Annotated in this window: 17 protein-coding genes; 6 read left to right on the top strand and 11 right to left on the bottom strand. The window is 60.2% G+C overall.

The features are described from left to right. The first annotated feature begins 90 nt into the window (after positions 1-90). Positions 91-720 carry a TetR/AcrR family transcriptional regulator gene (locus JBE38_RS12070; protein WP_060753542.1) on the top strand — a complete coding sequence of 210 codons (630 nt, stop codon included), beginning with the start codon at positions 91-93 and terminating at the stop codon, positions 718-720. A 112-nt stretch (positions 721-832) separates the two neighbouring features. Here JBE38_RS12070 and JBE38_RS12065 read toward each other — a convergent pair whose 3' ends face one another. The 10 genes from JBE38_RS12065 to argE all read right to left on the bottom strand — a co-directional run bounded on the left by JBE38_RS12065 (position 833) and on the right by argE (position 11423). Continuing rightward, positions 833-1048, bottom strand: a complete 216-nt coding sequence (locus JBE38_RS12065; protein WP_003213899.1) for a TOBE domain-containing protein — start codon at positions 1046-1048, stop codon at positions 833-835. A gap of 28 nt (positions 1049-1076) precedes the next feature. Beyond that, the gene (gene ssuB, locus JBE38_RS12060) at positions 1077-1883 is read right to left on the bottom strand and encodes an aliphatic sulfonates ABC transporter ATP-binding protein (protein WP_060753543.1); all 807 of its coding nucleotides are present in this window, start codon (positions 1881-1883) and stop codon (positions 1077-1079) included. Beyond that, positions 1880-2668 (bottom strand): aliphatic sulfonate ABC transporter permease SsuC, encoded by a 789-nt coding sequence (gene ssuC, locus JBE38_RS12055; RefSeq protein WP_205344362.1) that lies wholly within the window; start codon positions 2666-2668, stop codon positions 1880-1882. Before ssuC ends, ssuB begins: the two co-directional genes overlap by 4 nt. 9 nt (positions 2669-2677) lie before the next feature. Further along, entirely contained in the window at positions 2678-3826 is a 1149-nt protein-coding gene (gene ssuD, locus JBE38_RS12050; protein ID WP_090368098.1) for an FMNH2-dependent alkanesulfonate monooxygenase, read from the bottom strand. Between the two features lie 25 nt (positions 3827-3851). Next, a complete protein-coding gene (locus JBE38_RS12045) occupies positions 3852-4820 on the bottom strand; it encodes a sulfonate ABC transporter substrate-binding protein (RefSeq protein WP_161548621.1) in 969 nt (322 codons plus the stop codon). A 92-nt stretch (positions 4821-4912) separates the two neighbouring features. Next, a complete protein-coding gene (ssuE, locus tag JBE38_RS12040; RefSeq protein WP_205344361.1) occupies positions 4913-5506 on the bottom strand; it encodes an NADPH-dependent FMN reductase in 594 nt (197 codons plus the stop codon). A 250-nt stretch (positions 5507-5756) separates the two neighbouring features. Further along, a complete protein-coding gene (locus JBE38_RS12035) occupies positions 5757-6395 on the bottom strand; it encodes a peroxiredoxin (RefSeq protein ID WP_015886425.1) in 639 nt (212 codons plus the stop codon). 273 nt (positions 6396-6668) lie between these two features. Further along, a complete protein-coding gene (locus JBE38_RS12030) occupies positions 6669-8027 on the bottom strand; it encodes an OprD family porin (RefSeq protein WP_060753548.1) in 1359 nt (452 codons plus the stop codon). 810 nt (positions 8028-8837) lie between these two features. Next, positions 8838-10139 carry an amino-acid N-acetyltransferase gene (gene argA / locus JBE38_RS12025; protein WP_060753549.1) on the bottom strand — a complete coding sequence of 434 codons (1302 nt, stop codon included), beginning with the start codon at positions 10137-10139 and terminating at the stop codon, positions 8838-8840. A gap of 135 nt (positions 10140-10274) precedes the next feature. Beyond that, on the bottom strand, positions 10275-11423 hold the full coding sequence (argE, locus tag JBE38_RS12020; RefSeq protein WP_060753550.1) for an acetylornithine deacetylase: 1149 nt from the start codon (positions 11421-11423) through the stop codon (positions 10275-10277). A gap of 158 nt (positions 11424-11581) precedes the next feature. On the opposite strand from argE, the gene JBE38_RS12015 reads away from it, so the two are divergent. Further along, positions 11582-12949 (top strand): CYTH domain-containing protein, encoded by a 1368-nt coding sequence (locus JBE38_RS12015; protein ID WP_205344360.1) that lies wholly within the window; start codon positions 11582-11584, stop codon positions 12947-12949. Between the two features lie 92 nt (positions 12950-13041). On the opposite strand, the gene JBE38_RS12010 is transcribed toward JBE38_RS12015, so the two are convergent. Further along, positions 13042-13512, bottom strand: coding sequence for an Lrp/AsnC family transcriptional regulator (locus tag JBE38_RS12010; protein ID WP_060753552.1), 471 nt, complete (start codon positions 13510-13512; stop codon positions 13042-13044). A gap of 127 nt (positions 13513-13639) precedes the next feature. Here JBE38_RS12010 and JBE38_RS12005 point away from each other — a divergent pair, with 127 nt between their 5' ends. From JBE38_RS12005 to JBE38_RS11990, 4 genes are all read left to right on the top strand, one after another. Next, positions 13640-13978, top strand: coding sequence for a hypothetical protein (locus tag JBE38_RS12005; RefSeq protein WP_090368089.1), 339 nt, complete (start codon positions 13640-13642; stop codon positions 13976-13978). An 84-nt stretch (positions 13979-14062) separates the two neighbouring features. Further along, positions 14063-15751: a GspE/PulE family protein gene (locus tag JBE38_RS12000; protein WP_205344359.1), complete on the top strand. Its 1689-nt coding sequence runs from the start codon at positions 14063-14065 to the stop codon at positions 15749-15751. A gap of 77 nt (positions 15752-15828) precedes the next feature. Next, positions 15829-16749, top strand: a complete 921-nt coding sequence (locus JBE38_RS11995; protein ID WP_090368085.1) for an SPFH domain-containing protein — start codon at positions 15829-15831, stop codon at positions 16747-16749. A 31-nt stretch (positions 16750-16780) separates the two neighbouring features. Next, a complete protein-coding gene (locus tag JBE38_RS11990) occupies positions 16781-17206 on the top strand; it encodes an NfeD family protein (RefSeq protein WP_240202500.1) in 426 nt (141 codons plus the stop codon). The last annotated feature ends 34 nt before the right edge of the window (positions 17207-17240 follow it).

Genomic DNA, 17240 nt, shown 5'->3' with positions numbered 1-17240 from the left:
ACTGTGGGAGGGGGCTTGCTCCCGATGGCGGCCTGGAAGACAACACAGATTCCTGCTCATACAATGCCCGCTGCCTTGTAGGAGACGTCCATGACTACCCGCCCCACCGCCCCTCGCAAACCCCGGGCCCGCAGCCAGGCCCGGATTGATGCGATCCTCGACGCCGCCCGCACCTTGCTGGCCGCCGAAGGCGTGGCGAGTCTGTCGATCTACAGCGTGGCCGAGCGAGCACAGATCCCGCCGTCGTCGGTGTATCACTTCTTCGCCAGTGTGCCGGCGCTGTTGGAAGCGCTGACCGCCGATGTGCACGCCGCTTTCCGGGCCGCCATCCAGGCACCCATCGAGCATGAGTCTCTCAAGCACTGGCGCGACCTGTCCTACATCGTCGAACAGCGCATGCTCGCCATCTACGACCAGGACGCCGCCGCTCGCCAGCTGATCCTGGCCCAGCACGGGCTGACCGAAGTGACCCAGGCCGACCGCCAGCATGATCTGGAATTGGGCGACTTGATGCTCACCGTGTTCAATCGGCATTTCGAGGTGCCGACCTTACCCGCCGATGTGGATGTGTTTGCACTGGCACTGGAGCTGAGCGACCGCGTCTATGCGCGCTCGGTGCATCAGCATGGGCTGATTACGCCGCGCATGGCGGAAGAAGGAATGCGGGTGTTTGACGCGTATGTGGGGTTGTACCTGCCGGCTTACCTGCCCAAGCGTTGAGTTCCGGGGTGGTTGAAAGGGCCTCATCGGGGGCAAGCCCCCTCCCACACTTTGAATCTATTCACAGATCAAATGTGCGAGGGGGCTGCCCCGATGGCGGCCTCAAGAACGATCACAACTTGGCGATCGACACCTCGGTGGATTTCACAAAGGCAATCACTTCACTGCCAATCACCAGCTCCAGCTCTTTGACCGAACGGGTGGTGATCACGGACGTGACGATGCCCGATGCGGTCTGTACGTCAATTTCCGACAGCACATCGCCTTCGACGATTTCCTTGATGGTGCCTTTGAACTGGTTACGCACGTTGATAGCTTTAATAGTCATGGTCTTCTTCCTTCATGGGACAAGTGAGTTATTGAGCCCAACGCAGTTGCGTAGGCAGCGGTGAAACAGGTTCCGGTTCCGGCGGCGAGCCGGGCAGCGACAGCACACGGTTGAGCACTTCGGCTTCGAGTGCGGCCAGGCGGTGCGAGCCTCGGGCTCGCGGGCGTGGCAGGTCGACAACGAGGTCCAGGCCGATTTCACCGTCTTCGATCAGGATCACCCGGTCGGCAATGGCCACGGCTTCGCTGACATCGTGGGTCACCAGCAACACGGTAAAGCCGTGCTTGCGCCACAGGTTTTCGATCAGTTGCTGCATCTCGATGCGGGTCAGCGCGTCCAACGCGCCCAGCGGCTCGTCGAGCAGCAACAGGCGCGGCTGGTGAATCAATGCGCGAGCCAGGGCCACGCGCTGCTTCTGGCCACCGGACAAGGCCGCCGGCCACTCATTGGCACGTTCGGCCAGGCCCACTGCGTCCAACGCCTCCAGGGCCTGGGGACGCCAGTTGCCCTTGAGGCCAAGGCCCACGTTGTCGATGATCTTTTTCCACGGCAGCAAGCGCGCTTCCTGGAACATCAACCGCGTATCTTCAATCGCTTCATCAAGCGGCGCGGAACCCGCCAGCAGCTCACCGCCACTGGCTTTGTCCAGACCCGCCAACAGGCGCAGCAAGGTGCTTTTACCGCATCCGCTGCGGCCAACCACGGCCACAAACTGGCCGGCCGGGATATGCAGGTCTATCTCTTTGAGCACTTCCCGCGCACCAAAGGCCTTGCGCAATTTGCGTACCGCCAGCGGGATGCCTTTAAGCAGGCGCGGAGGTTGTTGAGCCGTCATGCCGCACCTCCTTTATTGACTTGGTAAGCCGGGTGCCAACGCAGCCACACACGTTCCAGGCCACGGGCGGCAAGGTCGGCCAGTTTGCCGAGGACCGCGTAAAGCACGATGGTCAGCACCACCACGTCGGTTTGCAGGAATTCGCGGGCGTTCATGGCCAGATAACCGATGCCGGAGCTGGCCGAGATGGTTTCCGCCACGATCAGCGTCAGCCACATGAAGCCCAAGGCGAAGCGCACCCCCACCAGAATCGACGGCAGCGCCCCCGGCAGAATCACCTGACGGAACAGGCTGAACCCGGACAGGCCATAGCTGCGCGACATTTCCACCAGCGCCGGGTCGACGTTGCGGATGCCGTGGTAAGTGTTCAGGTAGATCGGGAACAACGTGCCGAGCGCCACCAGGAAAATCTTCGCCGTCTCGTCAATGCCGAACCACAAGATCACCAACGGAATCAGAGCCAGGTGCGGCACGTTGCGGATCATCTGTACCGAACTGTCCAGCAGGCGCTCGCCCCATTTCGACAAACCGGTGATAAAGCCCAGGGCCAGGCCGATGCTGCCACCGATCAAGAACCCAAGGCCCGCACGCCAGCCGCTGATCGCCAAATGCGTCCAGATTTCGCCGCTGCGCACCAGGTTGATCCCGGCTTCGATCACCGCACTCGGCGCCGGCAGAATACGCGTGGACAACCAGCCCGCCGACACCGACAACTGCCAGATCGCCAACAACAGGATCGGCAGCAGCCACGGCGCGATGCGCTGGCTCAATTTTTCAAGATTCATGGCGCCGCCTCAGCTCTGTGATGCAGCTTTGGGAAGGATGTCGTTGGCGACCATCTCACCGAACGGGCTGACGTAACCGGCGCTTTTCGGCAATTCGGGGCGTTCGATATCCAGGTGCGGGAACAACAGCTCGGCCACCCGATACGACTCTTCCAGGTGGGGATAACCCGAGAAGATAAACGTATCGATACCCAGGTCTGCGTATTCCTTGACCCGCGCCGCTACCGTCGGGCCATCGCCCACCAGTGCCGTACCGGCACCGCCGCGCACCAGGCCGACGCCGGCCCACAGGTTGGGGCTGACTTCGAGGTTGTCGCGACTACCACCGTGCAGCGCGGCCATGCGCTGTTGGCCAACCGAATCAAAGCGCGCCAGGGAAGCCTGGGCACGGGCAATGGTGTCGTCGTCCAGATGGGAGATCAGCTTGTCGGCGGCTTTCCAGGCGTCCTCATTGGTTTCGCGCACGATCACATGCAGGCGGATACCGAAGCGCACGGTGCGCCCAAGCTTGGCGGCCTTGGCGCGTACCTGTTCGATTTTCTCGGCGACGGCAGCAGGTGGCTCGCCCCAGGTGAGCACCATTTCCACCTGTTCGGCAGCCAGGTCCTGGGCCGCTTCGGAGGAGCCGCCAAAATACAGCGGCGGGCGCGGTTGCTGGATGGGTGGGTAGAGCAACTTGGCGCCTTTGACGCTGATGTGCTCGCCGTCGTAATCCACCGTTTCGCCTTCCAGCACGCGGCGCCAGATCCGAGTGAACTCCACCGAGGCCTGATAGCGCTCTTCGTGGCTGAGGAACAAGCCGTCACCGGCCAATTCTTCCGGATCGCCACCCGTGACCAGGTTGAACAGCGCACGACCACCGGACAGGCGATCCAGCGTCGCCGCCTGACGCGCGGCCACCGTCGGGGAAATGATCCCGGGGCGTAGCGCGACCAGGAATTTCAGACGCTGGGTCACGGGGATCAGCGAAGCGGCTACCAGCCAGGAATCTTCGCAGGAGCGACCAGTGGGAATCAGCACGCCGCCGAAGCCCAGGCGGTCGGCGGCCTGGGCCACTTGCTGCAAGTAACCGTGGTCGACGGCGCGAGCGCCTTCGGCGGTGCCAAGGTAATGGCCGTCGCCATGGGTAGGCAGAAACCAGAAAATATTGAGGCTCATGGAGTTGTCTCCTGAAGAAGTCGGATTACGGCGCTTTGGCGACGGCGGCGGGTGGAGTCCAGATCACGTCCTTGATGCTCAAGGGTTTGGGGATCAATTTGAGTTGGTAGAAGCTGTCGGCGATTTTCTGCTGAGCGGCGACCACCGCCGGCGTCAGGAACAGTGCGCCGTAGCCTTGGCGCTTGACTGAAGTCAGGGTGATGTCGGCCGGCAGGCCAAGCAGCGGTGCGACCTGTTCGGTGACCTCCTGCGGGTTGGCCTTGGACCACTCGCCCACCGCACGCACTTCTTCCACCAGCGCCTTGATGACGTCCGGGTGCTGTGTGGCATAAGGCTTGGTGGCGAGGTAGAACTGATGGTTGTCGGCAATGCCGGTGCCGTCACGCAGGGTGCGCGCCTGCAGTTGTTTCTCGGCGGCGGCCTGGTAAGGGTCCCAGATCACCCAGGCATCCACGCTGCCACGCTCGAATGCAGCGCGGGCATCGGCGGGCGGCAGGAATACGGTTTGCACGTCGGTGTATTTGAGGCCGGCGTCTTCCAGTGCACGCACCAGCAGGTAGTGCACGTTGGAGCCTTTATTGAGCACAACTTTCTTGCCCTTGAGCTCGGCCACCGATTGGATCGACGAATCCTTCGGCACCAGGATCGCTTCGCTGGTGGGCGCCGGTGGCTCGTAAGCGACGTAGAGCAGATCGGCACCGGCCGCCTGGGCGAAGACCGGCGGGGTTTCACCGGTGACGCCGAAGTCGATCGAGCCGACGTTCAAGCCTTCCAGCAATTGCGGGCCACCGGGGAATTCAGTCCATTGCACTTGCACGCCCTGGGCGGCCAGGCGCTTCTCGAGGGTGCCCTTGGCCTTGAGCAACACCAAGGTGCCGTACTTCTGATAACCGATCCGCAAGGTCTCGGCCGCTTGAGCTTGAACAATGGCGCCGAAGGACACAGCCGCAGCAAACAGTGCGACCAGACCACGACGCAAGATGACAGTGCGCATGGCGCTCTCTCCAATTTGCGATGAGGGGGTTGGCTGCACCTGCTTGGCCGTTGGCGGCTGAGTAAGGTGAGTACTACAAAAAACGGTACGGCTTAAATGCTCCAGCGAGCACTCAACAAACGTTCATTCAACACGTGGGGGTCCAGCGGTTTCGGGCGACGGGCCATGGCGTCGTAAAGTGTATCCAGGGCCTCATGCAAACGCTGTTCGAGCACAGGCACCAGTTGCGCCTGGGCACTGCCTTCGCCGTAGGCGATCTGGCTGTCTTCGGCAAAGATGCCGTGCAGCAATTCCTGGGCTTTCAGGGCCGAGAGCACGGGCTTCAAGGCGTAATCCACCGCCAGCATGTGGGCGATGCTGCCACCGGTAGCCATGGGCAACACGATCTTGTGCGCCAGGGCGCGCTCGGGCAGCAGATCGAGCACGGTTTTCAGCGCGCCGGAAAATGAAGCCTTGTACACCGGCGTGGCGATGACCAGGCCGTCGGCGTTGGCCACTTGCTGCAACAGGTCGATGACTTTGGGGCTGTCGAAGCGGGCGTGCAGCAAGTCTTCGGCCGGGAAGTCCCGTACCTGATAACTCACCACTTCCACGCCTTTTTGCTGTAGCCACTGACGGGTTTTCTCCAGCAAGACCCCAGAGCGGGACCGCTGGCTGGGGCTGCCTCCAAGTGTTACGACCAGCATGCAGGTATTCCTTGAGCAAGTGTCGGCGGTTCGCTGGGTGGCGATTGCGCCAAGATGGGAGAGACCATATCAGTTGATTTATATATCTATAAATCTTATTTTTTCATTTGTTTATTCCATAAATATATATGCAGTCCGTATTTCTCGAGGCGAAAAAAAAGGCCGTCGAAACGGCCTGAAATCCCCTGCTATGTGAGACTTGAAATGCGATTCAACTGTGGGAGGGGCTCCCTCCCACATAGGTCCTGTGTTAACGGTTGGGTTGCGGGGTCAATCGCAGGTATGGCTTCACCGCCCGGTAGCCTTTGGGAAAGCGCTTCTTGATTTCCTCTTCATCCTTGAGCGACGGCACGATCACCACTTCGTCACCGTCCTGCCAGTTGGCGGGAGTGGCGACCTTATGGTTGTCGGTCAACTGCAACGAGTCGATGACCCGCAGGATTTCGTGGAAGTTGCGACCGGTGCTGGCCGGATAGGTAATCGTCAGGCGAATCTTCTTGTTCGGGTCGATGACGAACAGGGAACGCACGGTGAGGGTGTCACTGGCGTTCGGATGGATCAGGTCGTAGAGGTCCGACACCTTGCGATCGGCGTCGGCCAGAATCGGGAAGTTGACGACCGTGTTCTGGGTTTCGTTGATGTCTTCGATCCACTTGTGGTGCGAGTCTACCGGGTCGACCGACAGGGCAATCGCCTTGACGCCGCGCTGGGCAAATTCGTCCTTGAGCTTGGCGGTGAAACCCAGCTCGGTGGTGCACACCGGCGTGAAGTCCGCCGGATGGGAAAACAGCACACCCCAGCTATCGCCCAGCCACTCATGGAACCGAATCTTGCCGGCGCTGGAATCCTGTTCGAAGTCGGGGGCGATGTCGCCCAGTCTTAGGCTCATGGTGTGGCTCCTGGTGAATGCTTATGGAGCCTACTGTGCATGGGTTGGAGATTATTTAAAAAGAATAAATATCGATTTATCTAGACGATAAAAGAATATTAAAAATCTGTTCATTGGACTTGGCGACGGGCGAGGATCAACATCGGTTTCAAGGTTCGAGAAGGCCTTGAGACGCTGTACAAAGAGGGGTTTCGGGAAGGGCTTGCGGGGGTTGAGCCCGACTTGAAAGCAAGACACCTTGCCCGGCATTGCGCCGGGCAAGGCTTTAAGCACTTACAACAGTGGAATCGAGTAGCTGACGATCAGACGGTTTTCGTCCTGGGAACGGGTGTTCGCCAGGTCGGTACGCCACATCGCGTTTTTCCAGGCAACGCCCAGGTTTTTCAGCGGGCCTTCCGGGATTACGTAGGCAACGGTGATGTCGCGTTCCCACTCGGATTGACCGGTCAGCTCGGCACGCGAGGCAGTAACGGTGTCGATATTGCTACCCTTGAGGTAGACAACACCGGCGGTCAGGCCAGGTACGCCAACCTTGGCGAAGTCGTAAGCGTAGCGAGCTTGCCAGGTACGCTCGCCGGCACGGGCGAACTTCTGGATTTGCATGTCAGTGGTGATGTAGGCCGACGAACCGTCGCCCTGGTTCAACCAAGGGAAGTCGCTGCTGCCATTGCTGACCTGGTAACCACCACCGAAGGTGTGACCGGCAACGGTGTACAGAAACAGGCCGCTGTACAGGTTGTTATCGACCTTGCCTTTACCCGAGGCAAAACCTTGGTAGTTACCGCTGGAATAGTAAGCGGCGGTATCACCGTTTTTACCATCGTCAGTGCTGTGGAAATAACGCAGGTCAGACTTCAAGACGCCCGGGCCGATTGCCCAGTTGTGGGTCAGACCCAGGAAGTGCTGCTTGTAGAAGTCTTCCAGATTGCCGTAGTAGTACTGGGCAGTCAGGTCCTTGGTCAGCTTGTAGTCGCCACCGGCGTAGTAGAACTTGTTGCTGAATCTGCCGGCATTGTAGTTGGAGCTGGCGTTGGCACCGCCGATCGACAGGTTTTCGTTGTTGCTGGAGTTACGGCCCTTGGCTTTTTCTACCTGACCGGCAACCAAGGTCAGATCCTTGATGTCGTTGGTAGTGATCTGGCCACCTTGGAAGGTTTGCGGCAGCAGACGGCCATCGTTGGTCACGATAACTGGCAGCTTAGGCTGCAGAGTGCCGAGTTTCAGTTCGGTTTGGGAGACCTTCACCTTGCCGGTCACGCCCAGGCTGGCGTAATCGTTGACAGCCTTGTTGCCGTCGCTCGGGAAGACGGTGCCGCCGGAAGCAGTGCCGGAGTAGTTGCCGTGGTTATCGCGGCTGGAATCCAGACGCACGCCGTACAGGCCAATGGCGTCAACACCGAACTGAACGGTACCTTGGGTGTAACCCGAGATGAAACGCAGGTCGAAGCCTTGGCCCCATTCAGCGTTCTTGCTGCGGCTGCTCGCTGTAGGAGCGCCATCGCGGTTGTCAGTGTTGATGTAGAAGTTACGCAGACCCAGAGTGGCCTTGCTGTCTTCGATGAAACCGGCGGAGTGTGCCTGTTGTGCAATTGCAGCCACAGCCACGGCCAACGCCAATGTTGACTTCTTCATGTACCGCTCCTCTCATTTCTAATTTTTGTATTTCTAAGGTCTCGGGTCTGACGCCCGTGATCCACAGATGCGCGATTAGCGCCAGATAGTGACTACCAAGTCAATCGTAACCTGATATGTCTACTACCTTCGTCTAATCGCAGTTAATTTGGTCCCTGCAGGGTAATGAGTTTTTCATACACCCAAAAAGAATTATTTCATTCTTTTTCATACGATTCAGGAATAAGCCTGGCCGATGAGCGAGATGGTCAGCGTAGACCAATCGCTCCAAAAGCTAATACCTGAAAAGTCTTTACCAGCCTTTCTTTAGATCGATTAGTGTGGCCGTACCTTTGCATACGTCACCCACGATCAAAAAGGCGACGCCATCATGGCCAAAGGCACATCCTCCCGTCAATTTGTTACAGTTTTTGTGTCACTAATAATTTCTTTTGCTGTCAAAGCGCCCCGTCCCATGAGCAGCCGATGGCGCCCGCCCCTCGCAGAGGCACGGCTTCACGCAATCTATCGAATGTGATGTTTATCGTATCGGCGCAGATCAATGCTTCTGAAGTGCTAGTGATGCGCAACGACGAAAGCCGCTGGGGTGGCAAGGCATAAGGGAGGGGCAGGTCTAATGCCTGTCAGTTAAGCGATAGAGCAGACGATGGATAACCTGTGGGAGGGGGCTTGCTCCCGATAGGCCGAGCAGCGGCCTCAAAAATGGGCCTGCTACGCAGTCCATCGGGAGCAAGCCCCCTCCCACAATGACCGCGTTAAGCCTTAACTGACTGGCATTAGGGGCAGTGCCCTCCCTCCTTAATTGAGGGCCTAGAGCGCTTTCTCGAAAATCTTCGAATTACGCTGGTAGTTGTACAGCGACGCCCGCGCCGACGGCAGGCGATCCACGCTGCTCGGCACAAAGCCGCGCTCGCGGAACCAGTGAGCGGTGCGGGTGGTGAGAACAAACAGCGTCTTCAGCCCCTGCGCCCGGGCACGGGTTTGGATGCGTTCGAGCAACACGTCACCCCGCGCACCGTGACGGTACTCCGGGTTCACCGCCAGACACGCCAGTTCACCGGCATCCGAATCCGCGATCGGGTACAGCGCCGCGCAGGCGATGATCATGCCTTCACGCTCGACCACGCTGAACTGTTCGATCTCACGCTCCAGCACTTCACGCGAGCGGCGCACCAGAATGCCCTGCTCTTCCAACGGGCTGATCAGGTCGAGCAAGCCGCCGACGTCTTCAATCGCCGCCTCGCGCACCTGTTCGAATTGTTCCTGGGCCACCAGCGTACCGCCGCCGTCGCGGGTGAACAGCTCCGTGAGCAGAGCGCCGTCTTCGGCGTAGCTGACGATATGACTGCGCCCTACTCCACCGCGGCAAGCCTCGGCAGCGGCATCGAGCAATTCGGCCTGATAGTTGTTCGCGCCCAGGCGTTGCAAATGCGCCGGTACTTGCTGCGGGCGCAGTTCGCGCACCAGCCGGCCGTTTTCATCGATCAGGCCCATGTCGGCGCCGAACAGCAACAGCTTGTCGGCACCCAGGTCGATGGCGGCGCGGGTGGCGACGTCTTCGCAGGCCAGGTTGAAAATCTCACCGGTGGGCGAGTAGCCCAGGGGCGACAACAGCACAATGGAGCGCTCGTCCAACAGACGGTTGATGCCCTTGCGGTCGACCCGGCGCACTTCGCCGGTGTGGTGGTAATCCACACCTTCGAGCACGCCGATAGGGCGGGCAGTCACCAGGTTGCCACTGGCGACACGCAGCCGCGAACCCTGCATCGGTGAAGAGGCCATGTCCATGGACAGGCGCGCCTCGATGGCGATACGCAGGTGGCCAACGGCGTCGATCACACATTCCAGCGTCGCGGCATCAGTGATGCGCAAGCCTTCATGGTAGGCCGGGGTCAGGCCGCGGGCCGCAAGGCGCGTTTCGATCTGAGGGCGCGAGCCGTGTACCAGCACCAGCCGCACACCCAGGCTGTGCAGCAGCACCAGGTCGTGGACGATATTGCCGAAGTTCGGATGTTCCACACCATCGCCAGGCAGCATGACCACAAAGGTGCAGTCGCGGTGGGCGTTGATGTAGGGCGAAGCGTGACGAAGCCAATTGACGTATTCGGGCATAAAACCTGGGCCTGTAATAAGTAGCAGCCAAACAAGGATGAATCGTGAAAGCGCACAGCGGGCTGATGGTTATCGTCGGAACAGGCTTGGCGACACGCTCGCTCTCCTTCTATGTACGAATGGGCAGGGGGTAAATTATGCGGGTTTCAGGCAGTAATGCTCGATCAGCTCCCGCAATAGACGCACTGTAGGCGTCAAGCGTGACATTTCGAGGTACTCGCCCGGTTGATGGGCGCAGGCGATGTCGCCGGGGCCCAGCACCAGGGTTTCACAACCAAGGCGCTGAAGATAAGGCGCTTCGGTGCCGAACGCTACTGCTTCGGCACGATGGCCGGTCAATCGCTGCGCGACCCGGACCAGTTCGGCATCTTCCGGCTGCTCGAACGGGGGGACTTCGGGGAACAACGGCGCGTAGTCGATCTTGACCTGATGGCGCTCGGCCACGGGTTGCAGCTTTTGCCGGATCGCATCGCGCAGCACCTGGGGGTCCATGCCCGGCAGCGGCCGCAGGTCGAACTCCAGGGAACATTGGCCGCAGATGCGATTGGGGTTGTCGCCACCATGGATACAACCGAAATTCAGGGTCGGCTGGGGCACGCTGAATTGCGGGTTGCGGTGCTCACGCTGCCAGGCCAGGCGCAGGCCGCGCAGTTCGCCAATGGCGTCATGCATGGCTTCAAGGGCGCTATGGCCCAGGCTCGGGTCCGAGGAGTGGCCGCTTTGGCCAAGGATATCAATGCGTTCCATCATTACGCCTTTGTGCAGGCGGATCGGTTTGAGGCCGGTGGGCTCACCAATCACCGCCGCACGCCCCAACGGGCGGCCCGCTTCGGCCAGCGCGCGGGCGCCGGACATCGAGCTTTCTTCGTCACAGGTCGCCAGGATGAGCAACGGTTGCTTGAACGGTTGATCCAGCAGCGGCAATACGGCTTCGATTGCCAGCGCAAAAAAGCCTTTCATGTCACAGCTGCCCAGTCCTACCCAACGGCCATCGACTTCCGTCAGCTTCAACGGATCGGTCTTCCACAAGGCCGCGTCATAAGGAACAGTGTCGCTATGCCCCGCCAGCACCAGGCCACCCGGGCCGCTGCCGAAACTGGCGAGCAGGTTGAATTTACCGGGGCTGACTTGCTGGATGTCGATGGCAAAACCCAGGTCGCCCAGCCAGCCGGCGAGCAAATCGATCACCGGGCGGTTGGTCTGGTCGAGAGACGCTTGGGTGCAACTGACCGACGGTGCGGCAATCAGCGCAGCGAATTGCTCTTTCAGGGTAGGTAACGGCATACGCGGTCTCTCAACTTCCCGGATGAGCCCCACTATAGAGCCATCTGCACAACACAATAAACCGTTGCGGCGCGTTGCCGGGCTCAGTCCTGTACACTGCACGACCTTGGCAGCCACTCTTTTCCCCGGCTGCGCTCCCGATCCTGGATGTTCCGGCCATGCAAAAAGAAACCGAAATCAAGCTCCGCGTCAGCCGCGAGACCCTCGCCGCGCTGCGTGAGCACCCGCTCCTGAAAAAACGCAACAAAAGTGGCTGGGAACGCCGTGCGTTGATGAATCAGTACTTCGACACCCCAGAGCGTGACCTGGCCCAGGCCAAAGTCGCCCTGCGCCTGCGCAAGGACGGTGACGATATCATCCAGACCCTCAAGACCCGTGGCCAGAGTGTCGCCGGCTTGTCGGAACGTAACGAATACAACTGGGACTTGCCCAAAGCCAAGCTCGACGTGAAGAAACTCGACGGCGAGTGCTGGCCCGAGCAACTGGCCGCGTTGGACAAAAAGACCCTCAAGCCGATCTTCACCACCGACTTTGTCCGCGAACGCGCTGAAATCGCCTGGGGCCGCGGTAAAGCCAAGGTGGTCATCGAGGCCGCCCTGGACCTGGGGCATGTTGTCGTCGGCAAGCAGAAAGAAGAAATCTGCGAGCTGGAACTGGAATTGCGCGAAGGCGAGCCGGCCGCCCTGCTGGAACTGGCCGCCGAACTGGCCGCAACCCTGGCGCTGATGCCCTGCGATATCAGCAAGGCCGAGCGCGGCTACCGCCTGTACGACGCCGGCAGCTATTCGCTGAGCCTGCCGGCGCCGCAGATTCACGCCGAAATGCCGTTGGACGACGCCTTCGCCGCCATCCTGTGGCATCTGCTGGGCAGCAGCCAGCGCCTGGCGGAGCAGTACCGCTTCAATGGCCACTGGCGGCTGTTGCAGGACTGGGTCGACAACCTCGGCGAATTGCGCGCCCTGGTCGGCAGCCTCGGCCAGGCTGCACCGCGTCAATCCACCAGCGAGCTGCGCAGCGCATTGGATGCATTGCTGGAAGACTGGCGCCCGCTGGTACAGGCCGGTGACGATGATGAAGACATCCGCAAAGCTGCGCCGGAACAATTCATCGAAGAATTGGAAGACGTGCGCTGGGGCCTGTTCTCGCTGAACGCTTCCCGCTGGCTGCTGGCCCGCACCTGGACCACCGACCGCAATGTGCGGGGCAACCGCCAGGGCGCCGCGCAGATCACCAACTGGCTGCCACGCCTGCTGGCCGAAGATGCTGTCGCCCTGCAACTGCCACGCTACCAGCAACAACCGGAAGACCTGGCCGAGCAACTGCCGCGCCTCGAACGCATCCAGGCCTGGCTGCATCATGCGCGTCAGGTGGTGGATATTCCGGAACTGGACCGCCTGTACGGCGAGCTGAACAAGTTGGTGCAACTGGCCAACCAGCCGATCACCGATGAATCCCTGGATGCGCGTATGCATCAGGCGATTGCGGTGTATCAGAATCGCGCCTGGAAAACCTTGCTGCGCCTGTAAGGGCGCTTTCGCGAGCAAGCCCGCTTCCACATTGGCATGTATTCACACATCAAAATGTGGAAAGGGGCTTGCTCCCGATGAGGTGCGCCTTGTCAGCGCAACACTGGCAGGCTGGTGGTGGATTTGATCTCCGACAACGCCACAATCGAATTGACCTCCTGAATACCCGGCACCATTGAGAGTTTCTCGAAGAAAAACCGCTCATACGCCTCGATATCCGACGTCACGATGCGCAGCAGGAAATCCACCGCCCCCATCAGCACATAACACTCCAACACTTCCGAAAACCCGCGAATCGCCTCGGTGAACTCGGTGAAGTTGGAGCGACCGTGGGCGTTGAGTTTGACCTCGGCAAAGATCTGCGTGTTGAGGCCGATCTTCTTGCGATCCAGCAAGGTGACCTGACCACGAATCACCCCCTCCTCCTTGAGCCGTTGAATGCGCCGCCAGCAAGGTGACTGGGACAGGCCCACCTGTTCGGCGATCTGCGCACTGGACAACGAAGCATCCTCTTGCAGCAAGGCCAGGATACGGCGGTCGTACGCGTCCAATTCACTGTGCATAAAAATACTCATTTTGGAGAATGGATTGAATTGACCCATTCAATAAATCGTTATTTGCGCTCATTTTAGATAAGAAATCTCCGCTGACGAATGTAAAAATTTCTCCAACCTGATTTGGAGATTTCCCATGCACGCCGTCGAAGCCACCCAACCTGCCGCCCGCGTCGATGCCTGGGCCGTCAACAGCGCCCATTGCCAGGCGCATTACCGCATCATTGCCGAGGCTGAGCCCGATGTGTTGTGCCGTGTGCTCAACTATTTCGCTTTGCAATGCCTGACGCCACGGCAGGTACACCTGGACCGCGAGGACGACCTGTTGAGCCTCGATATCGTGATGGATGGTTTGAGCTGGCACCGTGCCCAAGTGATCGGCGAAAAGATTCGAAACCTGATCAGCGTGTGCTCGCTGGACCTATGGCCGGCTGATTCTGCGCAGCCTCCAGCGCGACTGGCGGCCGCTCAGTAAAGGCATGAAATACACGCGGGCAGAAGGATGTTCAGGGGCTGGCTAGCCTGGGGTTGACCTCCACTGCCCCCAGGAAAATCCACCATGCCCGTCGATCAACGATTGGAACTTCACCCGATGCTGCCGGCGTTGATCGACGCCGGGCTGATCACATCCGACGTTGCGCAGCGCTTGGCGAGGGTACCGGCCGACAACACCCAGCACCCACTTGAATGTATCGCCGCCCAGGGCCCCTGCCTGGAAACCCTGACCCAATGGCTGGCCCGCCAGGCCGGGCAGCCCTATTGGCGTATCGACCCGCTGAAGATCGACGTGGCGGCGGTCGTGCCATTGATGTCCCACGCCTTCGCACTACGCCACACCATACTCGCGGTGGCCGTCGACGCGCAGACCGTCACCGTCGCCAGCGCACAGCCCTATGTCACCGGTTGGGAGGCCGGGTTGGCGCAAGTACTCAAGCGCTCGATCAAACGCGTAGTCGCCAACCCCCAGGATATTCAGCGCTGCATCGCCGAGTTCTACCGGCTGGCCAGGTCGGTCAGCGGCGCAGATCAGAAGGCGGCGGCGCCCGGTAACTTCGAGCTGCTCAACCTGAGTGGCGGCGACGAGGAGCCGGATGCCAACGATGCGCATATCGTCAACATCGTCGACTGGCTGCTGCAGTACGCCTTCGGCCAACGGGCCAGCGATATCCATATCGAACCCTGCCGCGACCAGAGCCGCGTGCGTTTTCGCATCGACGGGTTATTGCACGACGTCTACCAGTTCCCGCCGCAGGTCACCATGGCGGTGGTCAGCCGCTTGAAAAGCCTGGGCCGGATGAATGTGGCAGAAAAACGCAAACCCCAGGACGGTCGGGTCAAAACCAAGAGCCCGACGGGCGTGGAAGTGGAACTGCGCCTTTCAACCCTGCCGACGGCCTTTGGCGAAAAGCTGGTGATGCGGATTTTCGACCCGCAGGTATTGCTCAAGGATTTTGATCAATTGGGCTTGTCGCCCGCAGATCAGCAGCGCTGGCACGCGATGACCGGCCAAGCCAACGGCATCATTCTGGTCACCGGCCCTACCGGCTCGGGCAAGACCAGCACGCTTTACGCCACGCTCAAGCAACTGGCGACCCGCGAGGTCAACCTGTGCACGGTCGAGGACCCGATCGAGATGGTCGAACCCGCCTTCAACCAGATGCAGGTACAGCACAACATCGGCCTGACCTTCGCCAGCGGCATACGCGCACTGCTGCGTCAGGACCCGGATATCATCATGATCGGCGAAATTCGCGACCAGGAAACCGCAGAAATGGCGATCCAGGCCGCGCTCACCGGGCACCTGGTGCTGTCGACCCTGCACACCAACGATGCCCCCAGCGCCATCAGCCGCCTGCAGGAACTGGGAATTGCTCATTATTTGATCAAAGCTACGCTGATAGGAGTGATGGCGCAGCGTTTGGTGCGCCTCTTGTGCCCTCACTGCAAGCAAAGGGTAAATGCACCGGAAACTGCCCACGAGGCGGTCGGATGCGTGGAGTGTCGCGACAGCGGATATCGAGGCCGAGCCGGGCTCTACGAAATCATGCTGATGGACGAACCGCTCAAGGCATTGATCACGCCCGGTGCCGACGTGCAGGCGTTGCGCCGGGCGGCTGTCGAGCGAGGCATGTGCAGCCTGCGCATGGCCGGCCTGGAGAAAGTGAATGCCGGCCTGACCACACTGGCGGAAGTGTTACGGGTCACGCCTGGGGATTCAGAAACAAATCCTTTGATTGTGCAGCCGTGAAACCGTCCTTATCCGTGACCAGACCGTTACAATCGGTCGAACATCGTTTTACTGACACCTTCAGATAGGGAATCGCCATGCAGATCGGAACCGTACTGCTTTTGTTCGTGGGGTTGGCCGTCGCCATCCTGTTCATGGGTTTTAAAGTGGTGCCCCAGGGCTACCAGTGGACAGTCGAGCGTTTCGGCCGCTACACCAACACCCTCAAACCCGGCCTCAACATAATTATCCCGGTCATGGACCGCATCGGTCGCAAGATCAACGTGATGGAAAGCGTGCTGGATATTCCCCCTCAGGAAGTGATCACCGCCGACAACGCCACCGTGCAGATCGACGCCGTGTGCTTCTTCCAGGTGGTCAACACCGCCCAGGCGGCCTACGAGGTCAACAACCTCGAACACGCCATCCGCAACCTGCTGCAAACCAATATTCGTACCGTGCTCGGCTCCATGGAGCTGGATGCCATGTTGAGCCAGCGTGACGGCATCAACGAAAAACTGCTGCGCACCGTCGATGAAGCGACGGCACCCTGGGGCATCAAGATCACCCGCATCGAGATCAAGGACATCAGCCCACCTGCCGACCTGATGGCCGCCATGTCGGGCCAGATGAAGGCCGAGCGGATCAAGCGTGCGCAAATCCTGGAGGCCGAGGGCCTGCGGGCATCGGCGATCCTGACTGCCGAAGGCAAGAAGCAGGCGCAGATCCTTGAGGCCGAGGGTAGCCGTCAGGCGGCGTTCCTGGAGTCCGAAGCCCGTGAGCGTCAGGCCGAAGCGGAAGCCCGTGCGACCCAGGTGGTTTCGCAGGCTATCGCGTCGGGCGACGTGCAGGCGGTGAACTACTTCGTCGCGCAAAAATACATCGATGCGCTGGGCAAGCTGGCTTCGGCCAACAACAGCAAGGTGATCCTGATGCCGCTGGAGGCCAGCCAAGTGATCGGCGCCGTCGGTGGCATCGGCGAAATCGTCAAGGCCACCTTCGACAACAAGAAAGGCTGAGGCACTCGTCATGTGGGATTTCCTGTAGCATCTGTCGTTCTGGGATTGGCTGGCACTGGGCACGGTGTTGTTGATCCTCGAGGTCTTCGGCGCCGGTGGTTACCTGCTGTGGATGGGCATCGCGGCGGCGGCCGTGGGCGTGATCACGTTCCTGATCCCGCCGCTCGGGCTGGAATGGCAACTGCTGCTGTTCGCCGTGTTGTCGATCCTGACAGCGGTGTACTGGTGGAAACGCCAGCGCAGCAGCGCCAAGGTCAGCGATCAGCCGGGGCTGAACATGCGTGGTTCGGAGTTGATCGGTCGCACATTTGTGGTGCACCAGGCCATCGTCGATGGCCGGGGCAAGATAAAAGTCGGCGATGGGGTGTGGATGGTGACCGGGCCGGACAGCGCCGTAGGCGCTCAAGTACGCGTTACCGCGCAGAACGGGGCAGTTTTGCAAGTCGAAACTGTTTAGTCAGTGATGGAACTCGGTTGGGTTAACTACAATC

The organism is Pseudomonas sp. ICBG1301, from assembly GCF_016918385.1.
GTDB lineage: Bacteria > Pseudomonadota > Gammaproteobacteria > Pseudomonadales > Pseudomonadaceae > Aquipseudomonas > Aquipseudomonas palleroniana.
This window is presented reverse-complemented; position numbering and strand designations above follow the sequence as displayed.